Source organism: Pantoea sp. GM01 (assembly GCF_000282675.1).
In the GTDB taxonomy this organism is placed as follows: Bacteria; Pseudomonadota; Gammaproteobacteria; order Enterobacterales; family Enterobacteriaceae; genus Pantoea; species Pantoea nemavictus.
This window is the reverse complement of sequence record NZ_AKIU01000083.1, coordinates 1-20,316: the sequence shown is the minus strand read 5'-3', so window position 1 is coordinate 20,316 and position 20,316 is coordinate 1. Positions and strand designations below refer to the sequence as shown.

13 protein-coding genes are annotated in these 20,316 nt (G+C 53.3%); 1 reads left to right on the top strand and 12 read right to left on the bottom strand.

All coding sequences use genetic code 11. The features are described 5' to 3' along the window. The first annotated feature begins 427 nt into the window (after positions 1-427). On the top strand, positions 428-2,071 hold the full coding sequence (locus PMI17_RS21045; protein WP_007892540.1) for a methyl-accepting chemotaxis protein: 1,644 nt from the start codon (positions 428-430) through the stop codon (positions 2,069-2,071). Between the two features lie 51 nt (positions 2,072-2,122). On the opposite strand, the gene PMI17_RS21040 is transcribed toward PMI17_RS21045, so the two are convergent. From PMI17_RS21040 to PMI17_RS20985, 12 genes are all read right to left on the bottom strand, one after another. Beyond that, positions 2,123-5,635, bottom strand: a complete 3,513-nt coding sequence (locus PMI17_RS21040; RefSeq protein ID WP_052013368.1) for a transporter substrate-binding domain-containing protein — start codon at positions 5,633-5,635, stop codon at positions 2,123-2,125. Positions 5,636-5,790: 155 nt separating this feature from the next. Further along, positions 5,791-6,420, bottom strand: coding sequence for a LuxR C-terminal-related transcriptional regulator (locus PMI17_RS21035; RefSeq protein WP_007892528.1), 630 nt, complete (start codon positions 6,418-6,420; stop codon positions 5,791-5,793). A gap of 5 nt (positions 6,421-6,425) precedes the next feature. Beyond that, positions 6,426-7,145 carry a response regulator transcription factor gene (locus PMI17_RS21030; protein WP_007892526.1) on the bottom strand — a complete coding sequence of 240 codons (720 nt, stop codon included), beginning with the start codon at positions 7,143-7,145 and terminating at the stop codon, positions 6,426-6,428. A gap of 51 nt (positions 7,146-7,196) precedes the next feature. After that, positions 7,197-9,182, bottom strand: coding sequence for a TolC family protein (locus PMI17_RS21025; protein ID WP_007892525.1), 1,986 nt, complete (start codon positions 9,180-9,182; stop codon positions 7,197-7,199). A 5-nt stretch (positions 9,183-9,187) separates the two neighbouring features. Beyond that, positions 9,188-10,432 (bottom strand): HlyD family type I secretion periplasmic adaptor subunit, encoded by a 1,245-nt coding sequence (locus tag PMI17_RS21020; RefSeq protein WP_007892524.1) that lies wholly within the window; start codon positions 10,430-10,432, stop codon positions 9,188-9,190. Beyond that, positions 10,429-12,729, bottom strand: a complete 2,301-nt coding sequence (locus PMI17_RS21015; RefSeq protein WP_007892523.1) for a type I secretion system permease/ATPase — start codon at positions 12,727-12,729, stop codon at positions 10,429-10,431. Before PMI17_RS21015 ends, PMI17_RS21020 begins: the two co-directional genes overlap by 4 nt. A 254-nt stretch (positions 12,730-12,983) precedes the next feature. Further along, positions 12,984-13,493 carry a hypothetical protein gene (locus tag PMI17_RS21010; protein WP_049853291.1) on the bottom strand — a complete coding sequence of 170 codons (510 nt, stop codon included), beginning with the start codon at positions 13,491-13,493 and terminating at the stop codon, positions 12,984-12,986. A gap of 39 nt (positions 13,494-13,532) precedes the next feature. Then, positions 13,533-14,840, bottom strand: coding sequence for a hypothetical protein (locus PMI17_RS21005; RefSeq protein ID WP_007892521.1), 1,308 nt, complete (start codon positions 14,838-14,840; stop codon positions 13,533-13,535). Between the two features lie 169 nt (positions 14,841-15,009). Next, positions 15,010-15,816, bottom strand: coding sequence for a hypothetical protein (locus PMI17_RS24545; protein WP_007892514.1), 807 nt, complete (start codon positions 15,814-15,816; stop codon positions 15,010-15,012). Positions 15,817-16,111: 295 nt separating this feature from the next. After that, positions 16,112-16,537, bottom strand: a complete 426-nt coding sequence (locus PMI17_RS20995) for a hypothetical protein (protein WP_007892512.1) — start codon at positions 16,535-16,537, stop codon at positions 16,112-16,114. 198 nt (positions 16,538-16,735) lie between these two features. Continuing rightward, positions 16,736-17,626, bottom strand: coding sequence for an OmpA family protein (locus tag PMI17_RS20990; RefSeq protein ID WP_007892511.1), 891 nt, complete (start codon positions 17,624-17,626; stop codon positions 16,736-16,738). A 53-nt stretch (positions 17,627-17,679) separates the two neighbouring features. Further along, on the bottom strand, positions 17,680-20,316 hold a 2,637-nt coding region (locus PMI17_RS20985), incomplete at its 5' end, for an Ig-like domain-containing protein (protein ID WP_238541558.1).

The following is a 20,316-nucleotide window of genomic DNA, read 5'->3' as shown; positions in this document are numbered from 1 at the left end:
ATTCCTGACGGACCGGCGGCGATTCGCTCCTGCTCAGCGCCGCCTCTCGCCGCATCCCTGCGGCTCGCCCTGGAATCCCTCAGTCGTTCAGCGGGTTAGGATGTCGCCTCAACACCTGCGCTGCAATACCCATGCATTTTATGAACTCATCATCGCTGTTGGGCTTGTAGGGTCGCCATTTATGGTGACCGGATACGCTTGAACGTGGATTCTGAAACTGTCTGATGCTTAGCTGTGTGAATCTCTACAATGCCATTAGCTGCTTAACGCTCTGTTGCTGTTCTCGCTAATGTCCGCTTTCCGCAACGATTTTTGCGCCCGCTGATAAAAATAAATTAACTAAATTCCCTCATCTGCCGATGGTTATTAATCTGCCCTGTTCTCTGCGCGCCGTTCGCAGGGAGGCTTTTAGATTAAGGATAATAAGATGAACATCTCCCAACGCCTGTTCCTGAGCTTTTCCATGCTGTTCGCCGCCATCATTCTGCAAGCCGTGCTCGCCATCAGTTTGCTTTCCGGCTTTCAGGATCGTTTTGAATATGTGCAAGCCAATGCGATTCCCTCGATCAAAGATCTCGGTAAGCTGATCGACGGAAGTAATCGTCTGGCGCTGACGCTGTATAAACATAAAAGCCAAACCGATGACAACAAAATGCCGGCGGTTGAAGAGGAGATCGCTAAGCAGCTGGCTGAGTTGAAATCGCTTACCGATTACTACATGGCACACGATATCTCCAGCGATGAAGATAAGCGTTTAACCGAACTCGCTTACGACAATATTCAGCGGGTGAGCGCCGCGCTGCCGGCCTTTCTGACGGCTTCCCGCGCCCATCAAAATGACCTTAGCCTGGCGTTGATTGAAGAGCAAAACGGCATCGGCGGCGCGATTCGTCAATTGATTGCGGATTACCAAAAGCAGCTGGCGCTGAATATTGCCATTGGCGATGAACTGCGCGCCACCAACCGTAGCACCTTCCATTCGGTACTCTGGACCACCATCACCGGCGTCATTGCCACCGTGGTGATTTTTGGCTTGCTGTCGCTGTTCACCGTGTTGCGTATCCGTCGTAGCTTGTCCGCCGCCGGCAAGGTGATGATGGCCGCCAGCGAAAACCTCGATCTCACCCTGAAAGCAGATGAAAGCCGTCGAGATGAAGTCGGGAATATGGCGCATTCGTTCAATATCCTGATGGAGCGTGTGTCAGGCGCCCTATCGTCTGTGCGCCAGGCTTCGCAATCGGTCAGCAGCGCCTCCGTGCAGATCTCCGCTGGCAACGAAGATCTCTCTTCACGTACCGAGCAGCAAGCCGCCTCGCTGGAGCAAACCGCCGCGAGCATGACCGAGCTAAGTGAAACCGTGCGTCAAACGGCGGATAACACCCATCAAGCCAGCCAGCTTGCCGCTAACGCCAGCGGACTGTCGGAAAAAAGCAGCGCATCGCTTACCACCATGCTTTCGACCATGGACAATATTCGCGGCAGCTCGCGTAAGGTAACGGAAATCGTCTCGATCATTGAAGGCATTGCCTTCCAGACCAATATTCTGGCGCTGAACGCCGCAGTAGAAGCCGCGCGTGCCGGTGAGCATGGGAAAGGGTTTGCGGTGGTGGCAGGCGAAGTGCGCAGTTTATCGCAACGTTCAACCACCGCCGCGCGTGAGATTAAGACGCTAATAGAAGAGTCGCACCGTCTGACCGAAGCGGGTGCTGAGCAGGCGAGCGATGTCGGCCGCAATATGAGCGTGATGAACGATGCCATCCATCAGGTGAGTCAGCTGGTGGAAGAGATCGCCGCGGCCGCCGTCGAGCAGAGTCAGGGCATTGTGCAGGTGCAGCAAGCGGTAAATCAGATGGATGACGTCACGCAGCAGAACGCCGCGCTGGTGGAGGAAGCCTCTGCCGCTTCGCAGTCACTGCAGGAGCAAGCCGGGAATCTTAATCAGCTGGTGGGTAAATTCCACGTTGCAGAGGCTGCAGAGGTTCAGCGGCCCGCAGCGGTGGCGCGCACGCCGTCACCGGTGAAATCCTCGCGCGTTGCGCTGGTGAATGACGCGGATTGGCAGAGTTTTTAATGCGCTGCCCTTCACAATGCTGTTGTGGAGGGCATTTATACCGTTAGCGCTTTACGCTTGATCAAGTAAGACCGCTAACTGCTGTAAAGCGCTTTGCAATTGATATCCCGCCTGAATCCGCTCCTCTTCATTGGCTTGCTCAACGCTGTCACAGGCACGCAGGATAAAATCTGCGTGAATACGCTGTGCCGAGGCACGAATTTGCGCATTGAGCTCAAGTAACGATTTGCCATCTCTTTTTGCCAGCAGTTGGTTCAGCTCTTCCTGATAATCGGCATTACTGCGTTTGAGTTGCCCGATGATCTGCGCGTTAAGTTGACTATCGTTGCCGGTTATTTCAGCCAGATGGAAGGTCGGCACGGCATCGGAGGGTTGAGCGAACACCTCAAGTAGCGCGCGCCGCACGTCGTCCAGCGTACAGGGTTTGAATAAGCAGCCATTCATCCCGGCCTGTAAACAGCGATCGCGTGCTTCATTCATGGCGTCAGCCGTAAAACCGATAATCGGTAGCGCGGGCAGTTGCTGAGCTTGCTCCAAATCACGAATGGCGCGGGTCAGTTGATAACCATCCATGCCCGGCATATTGCAGTCGGTAATGACCAGATCCCAGCGTTGGTGATTAATCAACGCCAGCGCCGCCAGCCCGTCTGCCGCTTCTGTCACCTGATGCCCTAAATGGCTTAACTGTTTATTCATCAGCAGGCGGTTGGCAACGTTGTCATCCACCATCAGAATGCGCATTTCACTGAGGTTTTTGCTGATCGGCATAGCAACCTCAGCGGCGGGTAACTGACTGGCCACCGGCAGTAAAATCGTTGCGGTTACGCGCGTGCCCTGCGACGGCTGGCTCTCAAGCGTAATGTCGCCATTCATCATGCGGCAGAATGACTGGCTAATATAGAGTCCCAACCCGGTGCCGGTTCGACGGTTATCCGCCTGTTCAAAAGGCTGAAACAGCTGGGATTGCTGCTCCAGAGGGATACCAATACCACTGTCACTGACGCGCAGCGTAATTTCGGCCTGTTGCGTCATCTGGTTTAACTGCTGCTCAACTTCCAGTAGCACGCCACCGCTGTCGGTAAATTTAATCGCATTACTCAACAGATTGGCCATCACCTGCTTAATACGCAGCGCATCGATCTCCACATTCTCAACCGCATGAGACGGAACTTGCAGGGACAAAGATATCTGTTTTTGTAAGGCCAAACCTTTAAAGGTATTCACCACGCTCTGCGCGATATCCACAATATTGCCGGGTTTAGGCATTAACTCCACGCGCCCATTTTCGATGCGCGAGATGTCGAGAATATCGCCGATCAACTCGACTAATCCCTCTGCGGAATCTGACGCCACTTCCAGTGCCTGCATATCCAGCTCGCCAGTTTTGCCTTTACGAATAGCAATATCGAGCATGCCAATAATCGCATTCATCGGGGTACGAATTTCATGGCTCATGGTGGATAAGAAGGTAGATTTTGCCCGGCTGGCCTCTTCGGCCTGCTCTTTAGCAATGCGCAGCGCTTCCGTCATCTGCATGCGTTCGGTGATATCCATCCACCCGCCTAATACGCCAGCCATTTGCCCGGAGGCATCCTGATAAGGCAAAAACCAGGAGTAAAAGGCCATAAACTTCTTTTTCCCGGTGTTGGGATTTACATCAAAGGTTTCGTCAATAAAGTAGGGTTGATTACGGTTCATCACATCCATAAAGACCTGGTGGATGCGCAATGCATGTTCCTGCCGATAAAAAGGCGCTTCTTCCAGAATGGTTTTGCCCAGCGCCTGCGATCTTTCCAGACCCACGATATCAAGATAATGACGGTTACAGTCGATCAGGCGTCCCTGAACATCGCGGGTAAACATCGGGAACGGCATGCCATCCAGCAGATGACGCATTTTTTGGTTTTGATCATCCAAAGCCTGTTGCGCTTGCTCTTTCAGTATCGTCTGGCGACGCAGATAAAAGGCCCAAATGGCGGAGATGAGTACTAACGCTAACGCAGCACTTAATGAGCCGATAATGACGGTGCTATAGCGATACCAGAAGCTGTCCTCCACCACCATATTATGAGGTCGCCAGCGGTTACCAATAAGATCTAATTCATCCGGGGGATAAGAGAGTAAAACTTTATCAATAATATTTTGTAGCATCGGTTCATTTGCAGAGACCGCAAAAGCAATAAACGCAGGATTATCGCCGACCGTATTAACGATTTTAAATGCGTCGTTGTAGATGCTGACTAATTGATATTCGGTGTTAACCATCGTATTGACTACCGCATCCACCTTGCCCTTATCCAGCAGCTTCATCACGTGATTAGCATCAGTGGCATGAACTATTTTGATGGTGGGATATTGCTGCGCGATCATCGGTTCTACTGCGGTGCCGGCAATAATGCCCAATCGCTTACCTTGTAAATCCGCTACTGACAGAGTCTGTCGATCTTTTTTAGGCACCACTAATACAAAGGCATTACGTAAATATCCGCGGGTAAACCGCAGTTTTTCCAGCCGACTGGCGCTCGGCGTTAAAGCCACCAGCATGTCTGCTTTATTTTCAGTGACCTGTTCAATCATCGATTCGACATTATCGCCACGAATAAAACGGAAATTCAAGCCGGTGGTGAGCGCCACCATTGACAGCACATCCGGCCCCACGCCTCTTACATTACCGTTATTATCAATAAACGAGACGGGTGCATAATTTTTCAGCGTTAATACATCTAATTGCGGGTGTTTTTTAATCCACAGTAGCTCTTCGCTATTGAGTGGAATGGGCTGACCTTCCTGCAATAGTCCCGATCGCCCAGGCAACCAGAATTGTAAAATCTTGCGAGAGAATTCGGCTGGCAGTGCATTTAGCGCCTGATTAAAAATAGTCAGCAAGGTTGCGTTGTTGGTATTTACCGCAAAGCTGATTTTCGTTTCAGGTGTGCTGGCGTATTGAGCAATGCGCAAATTATTTAGAAAATTACGACTGACTGGATAGGCATCGCCGAAATAGACCTCTGCGCGACCAAAAGTCACCGCACTGATTGCATCCTGGTAATTATCATAGATTTGCAGTTTCGCCAGCGGATAATAACGCTTAAATGTTGCTTCAGGCATAAAACCGCGCGCCATTGCCACGGTACGATCGGTAAGATAATACCCTGGCTGCTGATTTTGCCTGGAGGGTACGGCAATAATTGATTGTACGCCGGTATAAGGCTGAGTCAGTTGACTTCCCTGCGGCGCTCCCCACGACGTTACGGTAGGAATGAGATCAATTTTGTTATCTTTTAACGCTTGCCACAGTGCCTGCTCACTCTCAAAGCGGGTAACCTCAACCGAAACGCCCAACATAGCGGTAATTTGATTAAGATATTCAGCAGAAATTCCCTGCAATTCGTTACGACTGCTGCGAAAGGTGAACGGCGGCCAGTCACGTGAAAAAACGCCAACTTTTAATACCGGATGGTGCTTAACCCACTGTTCACCTTCAGGAGATAACGTTAGCGGAATAGTGGCATCGACTGCATCGTTGACACGACTGAGCAGGGTCATTTGTTCGGTTGCAGCCATAACCTGAGTTAATCCACAACTTAGGATAAATACGCTGAGACATAACTGTAATCTGACCCGACGCCAAAATCTCATAATGCTCCTTTCACGTTAAAACCCTCATTTGTAGCAGGTCAACTCGATAACCCTCAGCCGCTTCTCTTCTTAATAGCGTGTCAATACAGCTTTGTCGCGGGAGATAACTTCCCGACCAACTCAACCAAATTTCTTGCCTGGGTCTTTTGTAACACACGCGCTTTATAGGTGCTGACCGTTTTACAGCTCAGCCCCATCATTTGCGCGATTTCACTGTTACTTAATCCACGCAGCAGGAATTGCAATACTTTATGCTCTTGCGCCGAGAGTTTCTCTTCCAGCGAGTGCGGTGAATTGCTGGCACTTAATTCCACCACATCACTGCAGGTTTGCAATGGAAAAAAAGCGTAGCCGTCCTGAACGGCATCAATGGCGCGCGGCAGATCCTGGGGAAGATTATCTTCGCCAATCAGTGCTGCCGCGCCACAGCGACGAAAAGCCTCCGTTGATTGTTGCTCGGGCTGCGCGGCAATCAGGATAGTTTTCCCCGCATATTGACGTTTATTGAGCAGTTCCAGCACCTCAATAGCCGAAATAGCGGGTAATTCCGTGCTCATTATTACTGTATCCGCCGCAACGGTTTCTACCAGTTGCAGGGCTTCATAACCATTAGTTGCACTCCCTAATACCCGCATATTTTGCGTGAGTAATACAGACTGAATGACTCTTCGTCTTTGCTCGAGCGTTTCGACAATGATTACGTTATTCATAATGATCAGTTGAATAAATCATCGCGATATTTGAATAGCTCAATATCGCTTTTGATACCCAGCTTACGCATGCCGGATTGTTTATGGCCGCTGATGGTCTTGCGACTGCGCTTTATTTTGGCGGAGATTTGCAAAATCGTCATGCCATCGAGGAAGCAACGCAAAATTTCAGATTCACGCGGAGTAAGCAATTGCACATTGCGGAAAACATCTTCACGACTTTCCGCTGCTTCACCTTCAACGCCCTCTTCACCCTTATTCATTGGGGCAGACGGCGCTTTTACCGGCATGGCCAGCAGCTCATGTTTAATATTTTCCGGGCGGTAAATCTGACCACTCGCGACCTGACGAATAGCATGGAAATACTCTTCCATCGTCGCGCGTTTACTCACGTAGCCACGAATACCGATGTTATAAGCCGTGCGGATCACCGCCAGGCTCTCAACTGAAGAAGAGAGCAAGATTTTCATCGCCGGATAGTGATTTAAAATCTGACGAATCAGCGATAATCCATCTAACTCTTCATCGCCTAAAATATAATCGAGGATCAACACATCAGGCCGATCGGTACGTAAGTAACGCATTAACTCGTTGCTCAGGCCAAAACAGCCGCTGAGCACAAAGTCTTTTTCATCCGTAATCACCATCTGCAGCGAACTGCGGATAATGGGGTGATCATCCAGTAGAACAATAGATATTTTTTTGTTATCAGATAACCAACTCATCTTTAATGACCTCAGTAAATAATCTCTTTGTTTGACTGATATCCAGTGAAATCAGCGTAAGTTGCCACTCAGCCATGGAATGAGCTGGCCTGCGCTGGCGTAGCCGCGGAAGGTGGCACTGTAACTGTCGAAGCGATTGGTCACTTCGGCCACGCGGTTGTTGTAGTAATCAGATTCTGCAGATAACACGTCAAGCAAAGTCCTTTTCCCCAAGTGGTACCACTGGTCAAAGAATGCCAAGCGAATACGATCGGACTCGACCGTCAAATTACGGTAAAGATCAGCACGCTGCAGCATGGAGCGCGCGTCCTGGTCGGCGTTACGTATACGATAGTCAAGATCGCGCTTTTGTTCTGCAATTTGTTCGCGCTGAGCTTCAGCACGTTGCAGTGCAGCCTGCTCTGCAGCGGTACCTGAACCGCCACGGAACAGACCCCAGCTGACATTCACGCCGGTTTGCCACGCCTGCTGACGCCCAAACTGATCCTCAGCGGTATTTTTACTCACCACCCAATTCACTTTTGGCATATTGCTGGAACGCACCGCCTTAGCCTCAGCAATGGCGGCTTCAGTCTGCGCCTGCGCCTGGCGGAGCACCGGATGCTGATCAACGTTCGACAGCAAACGTTCCATTGAGGACAGCGCAAGATTCCACTGCGCGGTGCGCGGTAAAGGCACCTCGGTATTACCAATCAATTTATACAGCGTAATTTCCGTTTCACGCGCTTTGGCCAGCGCGTTGTCCAGCGAAGACTGCGCCTGAAGTTCGCGCCCCCTTGCCTGGGTTAATTCACTGCGGCGGCCTGGGTCCGAACCAACAATACCGCTCAGCATTTTCACCAGCTCTTTCATGCGCGCAACGTATTGTTGGCTCAATTCGATGATTAACCGCTGCTTACTCAGTTCGACTAATGCGCCACTCACCTGCCAGGCGAGATCTTCAGCAGAAGCATTCACCGCGCTACTGGCTGCGTTGGCGGTCTTTTTACGACTATCAATAGTATGGCCGGTTTGACCGAAATCGTAGAGCGTGGTGGCCACATTCATGCTGACTGCCGGTACATTGCTCTGCTTACTCTTTTCGCCACCGCCAAACTGAACAGAACGTGAACTGGTGCTCAAATCAACCTGAGGCCAGCGTTGCCCTTTAGCTTCATCGACATTCGCCTCTGCTGCTTGCACGCTAAACTGTGCACTACGCAACTGCGGGCTGGTCTGCAATGCAATTTGCGTGGCGCGATAAAATATGGCGCGGAGCGCATTTTCATCCGGGCCAGCCCCTTTGTGATGGCTGTTAAGCGCTGCAGCTGAAGGTAACGCGTTCAAACGGTTTAGCTGCTTAGCCTCCTGATTTGAGGCTGCAACAGGCTCCTCGGGTACTGCAGTGAACGGATTAAAGTTAACGTTTTGCTGTTGGTTAAGTTCCGCCGCTGCGCGTTGTTGCGCCGCAGAACTTACCGCTGGCCCCACATTTTCTTTCACGTCGACAACCGGTTTTGCCACAGCATGCGTTACTGGCGCAGCCGCGATGGTTGTCGAAGCCTGGCCAGAAAACAGTGGACGAACGGGCGCATTGCCCGGCTTTGCTTCCGCTTTTGGCAAGGCTTGAGCGCGTGGAACGCTGACGGCTGGCTCTGACTCCCAAATCAATACCGGTTGACGCACACCCGCAGCGGGAGCCGTCACGGTTGTTTTTTTAGGTAACGCCTGCGTTGAAGCCGCCAGCGTTGTCGCGGGTGTCGCCACCGGCGTGCGCACCACCGGCGTGGGTAGCGAAACACTCACCGGTGCGCGGGCACGGCTATTTGACTCGGTTACTGCGGTGGCGGCACCGCTGCTGTTGCTATCGCGGAAGACGCTCGCCGGACGCGGGGACGTCACTGGCGCTGTCTTTTTGGGCTGCTGCGCCGCAGAGATAAACTGCAATAACTCATCGTCTTCAATACTTGCATCGGCGGTGGACATCCAAAACTGTGATGCAATCAGTACTGCTAACAAGCCAACCTGGGTTCTAAACTGCAAAGAAGTATTGTTCATTAGTATTAACGCTCACGAAACGCTTCACGGGCTTTCATTACCGGTTTCAGCAAGTAATCAAGAATGGTTTTTTCGCCGGTACGAATCTCAACGGTGGCGATCATGCCGGGAATAATGGGCAGCTCTTTACCGCCTGCGGTCAGCGAGCTGTGATCGGTGAGAATCATCACGCGATAGTAGGTATCGTCCGGGCGCCCAGCCGCGGCTTTCTGATCGTCCTTGAGGGTGTCAGGGCTGATGAACTCGACCTTGCCGGTCAAACCGCCATAAATGGCGTAGTCATAGGCGGTGATCTTCACCATCGCTGGCAAACCGGGACGCAAGAAGGCGACATCAGAAGGTCGGATTTTGCCTTCCACCAGCAGCTGATCTTCCAATGGGACGATCTCCATGATGTGCTCGCCCGGCTGGATAACGCCGCCGATGGTGTTAACACGCACATTCTTCACCGTGCCACGTACCGGAGCGCTGATGCTGGTGCGCTCCAGCACGTCAGATCGGCCAATCAGGTTTTCAGAGGTTTGTGACAGCTCCAGCTCCAGCTTGATCAACTCGGAGTTGGCATCCGCCTGGAAACGGTTCTTACGTTCAACAACCTGCGACAGCAGATCGTTAGCGGAACGACGCATGCGCAACAGTTCAACTTCCGACAGCAATCCGCGCTTAGCCAGCGGCTCAGCCAGCGAGACTTCGCGCATTGATAAGGCATAGCTGCGTTGTAAAGACTCGACGCTTTCATCCAGTGCTTTTTTGCGCGAGTTATAGGCACGTGTTTCCTGCTGGACGACAGCAGGATCAGACATCACCTGCTCGTCGAACTTCAGTGGCATTTGATAGGCTTCAGCACGTAAACGGGTGATGGTCGCCTTAAGGCCAATCACTTTATTCAGCACTTCGCGATAGCTGGACTGTGCACGTGTTGGGTCGATTTTCAGCAGAATTTGCCCCTGCTCAACCACATCCCCTTCACGCACGTTCATCTCGGCCAAAATCCCGCCTTCGAGGCTCTGGATCACCTGCTCACGGCTTTTCGAAATAATGGTGGCGTCGCCGCGCGTAATCTCTTCCACGCGTGCCAGGCTAGCCCAGATAAGTGCCGAGCTAAAAATAATCAGGATCATCCACAGCACCAGGCGCGAGCCAGGCGTGCTTTGTGACATCAACGATTCCTGGATGTCGTTCATAAAGTGGGCATCGGCAGCAGAAACAAATTTCTTTTGCTTACCAAAGCCTAAACGTGGCCATTTCATACAGTTTTCTCCTGCGCTGATGCCTCGGGATTAACCGACTCATTAGCGGAAGTTTGTGGTGTGGCAATCGGCTTTTTCTGCACTGATACCGGTGCCTGAGCCGCCTCACCGCGCAGGGTTGCCAGAATGTTGGCTTTTGGACCGTCTGCGGCAACCTTGCCGTTTTCGACGATGATGATGCGGTCGACCAGCGCCAGCAGCGATGGACGATGCGTCACCACCACCAGCGTTTGGTCGGCAGTCGCCTTCTTCAGATGCTCAAGGAAAATAGCCTCGGTCTGGTTGTCCATCGCGCTGGTCGGTTCGTCCAGCAGCAGCACCTTAGGACGCAGCAGCAGCGTGCGTGCCAGGGAAACCAGTTGACGCTGCCCGCCTGACAAGGCGTTACCGTGTTCACCCACCGGCAGGTTGATGCCTGCAGGATGGCGCGCGGCGATTTGATCGAGACCGGTGAGGCGCAAAACGCGCAGCAACTCATTGGAAGTGGCATCCGGCTGGCCGATCATCACGTTTTCACGCAGCGTGCCGTAGAACAGGCGCGCATCCTGGCCGACATAGCCCACCGCACGGCGCCAGTCGGCAGGGTCGATCTGGTTGACATCCAGTCCGCCAGCAAAAACCTGCCCTTTAACCGGTTGATACAGGCGCGCCATAATGCGCAGCAGCGTCGATTTACCGCTGCCGATACGTCCGAGGATGGCCACACGTTCGCCTGCTTTGATGGTGACCGAGATTCCGCTGAGAATTTCCGGGTTCGGGCGCATCGGCGGTGCGGGATAAGAGAAAGCGATGTTTTTCAGTTCAACGTCGCCATTCAACTCTGGCTGTGGCAGATAGACCTGCTCAGGATCGCGATCGGTCGGCATTTCCATCAGCTTGTTGAGTGAATCCAGCGCCGCTTTTGCCTGCTGATAGCGCACCGCCAGTCCCATCACCTGACCTAGCGGCGCGGTGGCGCGACCAGAGAGCATCACGGTCGCAATCAGCGCACCCATGGTCAGCGTGCCGTCGGAGATCAGATAGACACCAATCACGATTAACAGCACGGTTTGGAATTGCTGCAGGAAGGTCACCGCGCCCATAGCGCCGGTTGAGATACGCTTGGATTTCATGCCGCTCTCGGCCTGCATGGCGCTGAAGTTCTGCCAGCGACGCTGCATGTGCGCTTCGCCTGCGACAGCTTTCAGGGTTTCCATGCCCTCAATGGATTCAATCAACACGCCCTGCTTCAACGAGGCTTCCTGCAGGTTGCTACGCATGATCTTTTTCAGCGGCCACTGGATAATCACGCTGACCAAAATGATGGTCGGAATCATCATCAAGGGTACCCAGCCCAGCGGTCCGCCAATCATGAAGATGACAGCGACAAACAGCAGCACAAACGGCAGGTCAGAGATGGCGGCCAGCGTGGCAGAGGAGACGAAATCACGCACCGATTCGAATTCACGCAGCTGGTTAGCAAACAGTCCTGAAGATGACGGCTTGTTTTCCATCCGCACCGCCAGTGCCTGGCGGAATAACACGCTGCCGAGTATCAGGTCAGCCTTTTTACCGGCAACGTCGAGCAGATGCGCACGCACGTAGCGGGTAATCGCTTCAAATACCATGGCCACAACCACACCAATCGCCAGCGACCACAGCGTGACAAACGCCTGGTTAGGAATGACGCGGTCATAAACGTTCATGGTGAAGAAGATGCTTGCCAAAGCCAGCACGTTGACTAGCACGGCGGCTAACGCGGCGCTGCGATAATAACGGCGATAAATCCATAAGGTGCTGAACAGCCAGTGCTTCTGGTTCTGCGGCAGATCATCGGCAACCTGCGGATCAACTTTGGCGACCGGTTTCACCAGAATGGCATAACCGGAATACCATTCGGTTAGCTCTTCATGAGTAATTTCAACCGGCGAAGGGCTGACTTCCGGCATGATGAGCTGATAGTAAAGCGTCATCTTGTCTTCGTCGTTTTTACGACGCTCACGACTTAACAACAGACTGCCGCCCGCTCCTTTGCGCACCAGAATAATCGGCATAACCTGCTCAGGTAATTCCCAAGCCTGGCGCTCAACCAAACCGCCGGCCATGTTGGCATTTTCCAGTGCTTTGAGTGCCAATGACGGCGTCAGCAAGGTGCCTTTTGGCAGGCCAGCCATCAGCGCGTCATCGCTTTTTCCCATACCATAGTGGTGGCAAATCCATGAAAGGCTTTGTAAAAGCGTATCGTCAATGCGGGTTTGTATCCGCGCATTGGCCTGCAGTTCAGATTCTTGTTGCTCAGTCAGCGAGTTCGCGTCCATTTCAGCATCTCAGTCGTTGTATCGAAGGTGGCAATTCTCTGTGCAGGAAAATTCCTGCGATTTGAGAAAATTCTGACAGACGACGCTTATGGGGCATACAAGCCGGGTCTTGGATGAAGGGAAGAAGTGCATAATGACGGCAAAAAAAATCCTTATTCCAATGAAAGGAGCTTCATCAGAATAAGGATGTATTAACAATAACTTGTGTTAATTAAAAGCAGGTAGCTACGCGCTCACACTGCAAGGGTACAACATCAGGAAGCATCAAAAACACCACTTTTGCAGGGGACAACGGCTGAAGCTCGGGAAAGCATATGAATACTTTCGTGTAAGCCAACAGATTCCAATTCAACCTGCTGTTTTTGTTTGATAAGCGAACGACCATTATATGAGGCATCAACGCGCAGAAAAATGGTTTCGCCCGCTTTGAACTGGTACTCCTGCGTCGGCGCCTCTTTACCTAAATAGTGCGGCGCCTCTTTGAACCACGAACCAATAAAATGCCGTCCTGGCGTCAGGCAAAAAACGTTATAACTATTGGGCAGCAGCGCGGCATGAAACTCACCGTCGACATACAGATTGGCGACCCCATCGCCGACGCGGTCGTCCTTGCGGTAATAGACCACTCTCACCTGGTTGGCGCCCGGCTTACCGTCAGCAAGGCGGTCTGCAGACGTCGTCGGGGATGGCGGCGTCGGCGAAATGGCCTGCACATAAGCCGATGCAAAACACGCCAGCAGCGCAAAAATGATCTGTTTTTTCATTAGATAAAGCGGGTGACAACCTGTCACCCGCGCTCCCGGTTAGAAGTTATTTTGAGCCATCAGGTCGGCCAATATCGCGTCGGTGCTGAGGGCGGCCGCCGTTGGTGTGTATTCAATCCCCATCAGAGCCAGATCCTCCTGCTCTTGCCACAGCGTTATGCCGCCTTGTGGATGGATCAGCATCTGCAGCGCAGATTCATCGAATGTCGCCTGGGTTTGATCCGCGGATTCAACAAACAGCAGCTCCGTGGCGCTATCCAGCAGCAGATCGCTAAGGCCAAACGCGAAATCGCTGGCCACTTGCACCGGCTCAACTGCCACAATCAGGTCAAGATTGAGTGCCGGTTCATTTTCGATCATCGGCAGCACGCTGAAGGAAGGTGCGTCGATAACCGGTAGTCCGCTCTCGACAATGACGGGTTCGACCATGACCGGTGCAACGGCAATAATCAGATGCAGGTTTTGCCCTGCCATCTCACGCACACCATCGCTACCGGTGGTGTAGAAGCTGAAGTCGTAGCTGCCATTGTCCAGGGGTTGATGCAGTTCGATGTACCAGTGACCGCTTTGGTCTACCACACTGCTGCCGAGAATCTCGCCATGCTGGTTCACCAATTCAATCAGGCTACCGGGTGCGGCTTGCCCCTTAAAGCTCGGGCGATCGTCATGAGAAATACCCGATTCCGGCAACGCACCTTGCTGTGCGTTAACCGCCTCAACGCTAAAGTGCACGATAGGATTCGCCGTGACGGCTTTCTCCGCTTCCTCCAGCGCCGGTAACTCTTCTGCGGTCAGAATCAGCTGCTCGAATACCGTTTTGGGCATTTCGTTGTCAACCTGATGGCTGACCAGCACCTCTTCCTGCACCGTTTGCTGGCTTTGCGGTTCGCTCAGCGCCACATCTTCAACCACTGGCATGAAAATCTCACTGTGCTGCTCGTCACCTTTACGGGTTTCGCTCGCGGGCTGCTGCGGCTCTACCGGCGTGACCGGCGTTGGCCACTGGCCGATGAACTCCCCGCCCGGTGTGGCATAAGCCACGTTCGCCATCACCAATTCATAGCTACTTTCACGTCCTACTGCAGCCATGCTACCCAGCGCCAGCAGTGACGCGTAGGCAGCGCCGTGCACCACTAAACCGTGCAGACTGGTGATGCCGTTAGCCTGATTAAGCGACTGCATCAGTTGACCGCCTTCAGACCAGGCGTGGTTACGGACGTCGAGTGTCGACCACTCGGTTGATTTGAATTTCTCCGGGCGATCCCCGGCAAAAATGTGTGGCAGAAAACGACCGGACAGCCATGCTGCAGGTGCTGTCCCGGCCTGAGTAGATGAATGAATGTTCATGCTGGTTGTCCTTATTGCGCAAAATTGCGTAATCAATCTATTGGGTTGGTTTTCCATGTCGGGCCAGCCCCTGCTGACCCAATCTTTCAGACAATTCTGGTGTTTTAACGCGAATGTCACCATAAGCCAGGTCTTGGAAGCGGGACTGGGCTCAATTACCCGTCGCTGCTTAGTTGACTTGCAGAATCAGCATGTTTTGCTGCGGGTGCATCGCCTGATCAAACACGATGGTGTTGGGCGCAATCGCGGCATCAATCAGCGCCTGGCGAATCTGCGCCTCACGCTGCGGTCGGCCGCTGGCGACTTCAGCACCAAACACCACGCGCAGCTGATTGATCCAGTTGTGATTGCGACGAATTTGTACCGCTAAATCGGAAATGGCTTCGCGTCCCTGCTGAGAAAGTGTGGTGTTGTCGGTAAACAGCGAGGTGTTAGGCAGCAGATAGTCAATCATCGGTTGGGCGCGGGCGTAATCGAAGGCGCAAGGAATGACAGAGGTGGCGCGCGAGAGTAGATGAGCCTGGCGGCGCGTATGCTGCACCTCTTTTTCACCTGGTAACACGCGCACCGGTTCAGGCGGTTGGTCCAGCAGGGCTTGCTCATCGACGCGCAGGAAGTAGGTGCGACCAGGCTTCATGGTGGTCAGGAACAGCGCGCGCTCCTCACCGGCTGCGGGTAAAAATCGACTTAAGCGCACGCCAAGGCTATGAATACCCGGCGGCACGCAAAAGGAGGTATACCCGCCGGGCAACAGGCTGGTGTGCATTTTGCCATCGATATACACCGTGGCCCCGCCGTTCGCGGTGATCTCGGCTAACGGGCGATAAAAGATCACCTGGCTTAACTGCTGGGTAACCGGCTGATGTTTGGAATAGGGCTCGCCAAACTTACTGGACTCAATGGTTGAGGCCGAGGCGGCTGGCAGGCAAGGTGCCAGCAGCATGAAGCAGAAGATGTGACGCTTTACCGCAGACATGGTTGAAATTTCCTGGGGCGCTGTGAAAAAAAAAGCGGCGTAAACGCCGCTGTGCTCAGCAATGAAAATAACCGCAGAGTAAAAGCTCCAGACCTAATGCCTCAAGCGATAGGCAGCGATGAAACATCAGGCTCCCGGTGAGGTTGAAGCTGCTCTGTTCGGTTATTGATTGCTATCCAAAGGTCGGCGCTTAATAAACTAAAAGATGGCTTGCCGATTAATTATCGTGTGACTATCCCGACCGCTAAATAAAATCTGCGCATCATTACGCAGAGAGAATGACAAAGTTAAACCCTTACTTCGCGGTGACGATGCTGGTCGCCAGCTGCGTTTTAATGCGGAAGCAAACGTCGCGAATGGCAAATTGATATTTCGGCATGGCCAGATCGTTAACGTCCATGCCAATATTGTTTTTCACTTCGAGGTATTTCTTCAGCTGCCCTGCGGTGCGATTAAACTCGGCGCTGAACTGCTGATGCTTAGTGGCGCTGTACATTTGCAGCGCATCCAGCTCTTTACGGCACTGCATCATGCGTGAGGCGTAATCCTGGGTCTGCCCTTCCGCCGTGCTGACGCGTGCCGGCTGCGCTGCTGGCGCTGGCGTCACCACGCTCGGCGTGGCCGATTTATCGGTAGCAGGCGTTTTAGAAGCGGGTTTATTGGTGGCAGCGCAACCCGAGAGAATAAATAGTGCGGTTACCGCAGGAATCAATTTTTTCATTACATTACCGTTAAATAGATTTAAGAAGAAAATAGGGTTTCCCGGCAGGGAAAATTTATATCCTGAATATGGCGTGATGATAAGAATATTCTTGTGCTGCGGCTACAAGACGCATCTCGGTTTAGTTTTTTGCTTTACATTGTGAATAACAGGCAAAAAAAAGGCGGCCCTCAGGCCGCCTTGCGTTGATGTTACTGCTTACTGGTCTACAGCAACACGGACCACCACGCGGCGGTTCGGTGCTTTACACTCGATCTGCGCCTGGCGGTTGCCGCTACAGTCGTTCACTACCGGCTCGTTGCTGCCGGCGCTGCGTGCAATCAGCGCGTTGCCCGGCAGGCCGCCGTCCATCAGCATTTCGCGGATGGTGGTGGCACGCTTGAGGCCCAGCGCCATGTTGCCCGCGCGGCTGCCGATGTCATCGGTATGACCGATAACTTCAATGCGGTCGAGCTTGACGTCGTCCTGATGCAGCTGTTTGATCAGCGCACCCACCGCGCTACGACCGGCACCGGTGATGTCCGACAGTCCGGATTTACCGAAGCGGAACAGGATGTCGCCGGCCAGGGTGTAATCCTTGTGGGTCATCGGCTGGTACTGGCACGCTTCCACCGCAGAAGCGCGTGACAGCACGTGCTGCTGCTGACGCAGATTGAGCAGCTTACGCTCGGCTTCGCTGCGGGTTTGCACCAGCGGACGACCGTTAAGCGCATCATCGACCTGCACGAAGTAGGTTTTACCGCCTTCGAAGTCCATGCGATAACCCGGCTGTGCTTTGCCTTTGTACAGCGGCGCATCTTTTACGTAAGCGCCGAGGGTGTGGCTGCCCGGCGCGACGCAGAAGGTGCTGTAACCGCCCGCCAGCAGCGAGGTTTGAAACTCGCCGTCAACGTAGACGTGGGCCGCGCCGTGCTGATCCTGCTGCGCGGTGCGGTAGTAAACCACCTGCGCCTGGGTGTTAAACACTTCAGCCGCGGTTTGATACGGGTTACCAAATTTTTGCTCGTCGCTGGCCGCGCTCGCCTGTAGCGCGAAGAGTCCGCTGCTGGCCAGGCACAGCGCCAGCAGAGAAGATTTAAATACAGTCATGACAGTTCTCCAGAGGTGCCCCGCAGGGCACCCCATTTGTAGTAATTAAGGGATTAGTGGTTTTCCAGGTTGGTCTGAACGCCCATTTGAATCAGGACTTCCGCCGCCTGGCCGGTGTGGGCGTAAACCGTGTACTCCACGCCGTCTACCCACACGTTCTCGCCTGCGTTCCAGTCACCGGTATCGCTACCGTCCGGTAACAGGTCAGACAGGTTGACCACATCGCCTTCGTTACCTTTCACCATCATCTGTACTTTGCCATCGGCAACGAACAGGTCTTTCTCGCCGTGCACCAGAATATCGCCAAGGCTGATATTCAGGGTGTTGTCGCCGTCGCCGGTGATATCAATCACTTCCACCGACTCCAGCGCCGCCGCGTACTTCGCCAGGTCAATCACCAGGTCGCTGCCGGTGATCTCCCAGGTGTCGATTTCACCTTCGGTGCCTTCGACTTCGGCTGCGCTGGCAAGCAGTGCGGCTTCAGCTTCAGTAACGCTTTCCGGATCGTTGACTTCCGCAACCACCTCTTCACTCGATACAGTTTCCGCTTCATCATTGTCTGCATCTTCATCAGCTATTGCTTCTGATGTAGATACAGCTTCTTTTGGCAATTCTTCATGCTGGGCTTGCGCCTCATCTTTTTCTACCATCGCAGATGCTAGTACTGCGTCATCATCTGGCTCAACGATGGAGAATGTGCTCCTTGTTCTATTACTTACAGTAGCTGTATATGTAGGTGATCTTTGGGTATTTCCTCCAATGCTTGCTTCAATGTACATGGAGAATGAGCCATTTTGGTAAGTTAAAAAGTTAAACGAACTTGTGTGCCATACGCCATAATCTGTAGCAGCGGCATGGGTCAATGTATGACGAGTTCCATTGACAACAATATACATTGTCAGTCCAGGAACTGGATACAGGCCACCCCAGAACCCAACTCGAACATAATCAGGAGTATCAGTTTGGGTATGATATCTCCCCAGATCAATATTCAAATTGGTCTGACCTGTCGGTAAGTCATAAATCCCATTTTGCCTGTTGCTTCCCTCCCAAAGCTGCATAAAGGTTGCAAGTCTTGGGAGTGTAAAGTCCGGCCCAATATTCACCGCATAACCCGGTGAATGCCCGCCACGGTTACCCAGATCATCCTCAAAGGTCGCGGTCACCGTGTGCAGACCGGTACCAACGAAGTCACGGTTTGGCGTAATTTCCCAGGTTCCGCCGGTAACAACAGCAGAGCCAATCTCAGTGGCACCTTCCCACAGACGCACAATCGAGCCTTCTTCCCCGGTGCCGCGATAGGTTGGGCGCACATCATCGGTGCTGCCGCCGTTGGCGACGTTGCCGGTGCTGGCACCAAAGTCATCATAGGCATTGGTGATACGTCCTACCGTTGGTGGCGTGGTGTCGATGGTAATCGGCCACGAATCCGCACGGGTGGTGCTTTCATTACCGGCGCGGTCAACAAACTGCGCGGTAAAGTTGTAGGTGCCATCACGCGGTACCGCGACATCAAATTCCCAAACTCCGGCCGCATTCGCCTGGCCTGAGCCCAGCACGGTGGTGCCTGCGCCATCGTAGATGTAAACCCACGCAAATGGCTCAGCGGTGCCGCTCAGGGTTGGCGTACGGTCATCGGTACGGTCGCCGCTGGCTAACGGTCCGGTATCACGGCCATTGTCATCGTAAATCTGGTCGATGGTGCCGGTCGGCAGCGTGATGTCGATGTTAATCGCCCACTCCGCGCTCTCCACTTGATACACGCCATCGTCGAACACCGCTTTCACTACATGCGGACCTTCTGTCAACAGAGCAGATTCAATCTGCCATACGCCGCCGGTAACAATGGTGGTGCCCAGCAGACGACCGGTTTGGTCATAGAGACGTACCGTGGCGCCCTCTTCACCGATACCGCTGAACACTGGCGTCTGGTCGAAGGTGTAACCGCCTTCTGCCACATCGACCGGTACAGCTGGATCGCTGTTGTTAGTTGCCGCGGTAATGGCACCGGCCGGTGGCACGGTATCAATGGTAATTTCCCAATCCGCTGAACGGTCACCTTCGTTACCCACTTCATCCGTGAAGCTGACCGAGATCTGCTTAACGCCATCTTCCTGCGGTGGCAGCGTGAAGCTCCAGGTACCGTCTTCACGCACTACACGGGTGCCCTGTGGAATGTCGTCAACATACACGGTGACGATATCGCCAGGTACGCCACGGCCCTCTACGGTTGGCGTGCTGTCATCGGTTTTACCGCCGTTCGGCACGTTGCCCTGATCGGCGCCCACATCATCTATTACGCTGTCAATGACGGCGCGGTTAGGTGCAGTGGTATCAATCTCCAGCGAAAACTCGTTGGTGGTGGTAGTGCCGCTGGCGTTGGTCACGCTGGCCTTAATGGCGTAGGTGCCTTCGGTCAGCGCCAGTTCCTGTTCCCAGAAGCCGAACGCATTGGTACGTACGGTGCCGATTGCCACGTCGTCCACGTAGATAGTGACGATGCTGTTAGGCGTCGCACGACCGTGTACGGTTGGCGTGGTGTCGTCGGTTTTACCGCCGCTGGCGACATTGCCCTGAATGCTGCCTTCATCATCCGCTACGTGGGTGATGGAGACGTCCAGACGCGAGGTGTCAACGGTGAAGTCGATACCCGGCTGCTCGCCGCTGGTGTTACCCGCTTCATCAATCAC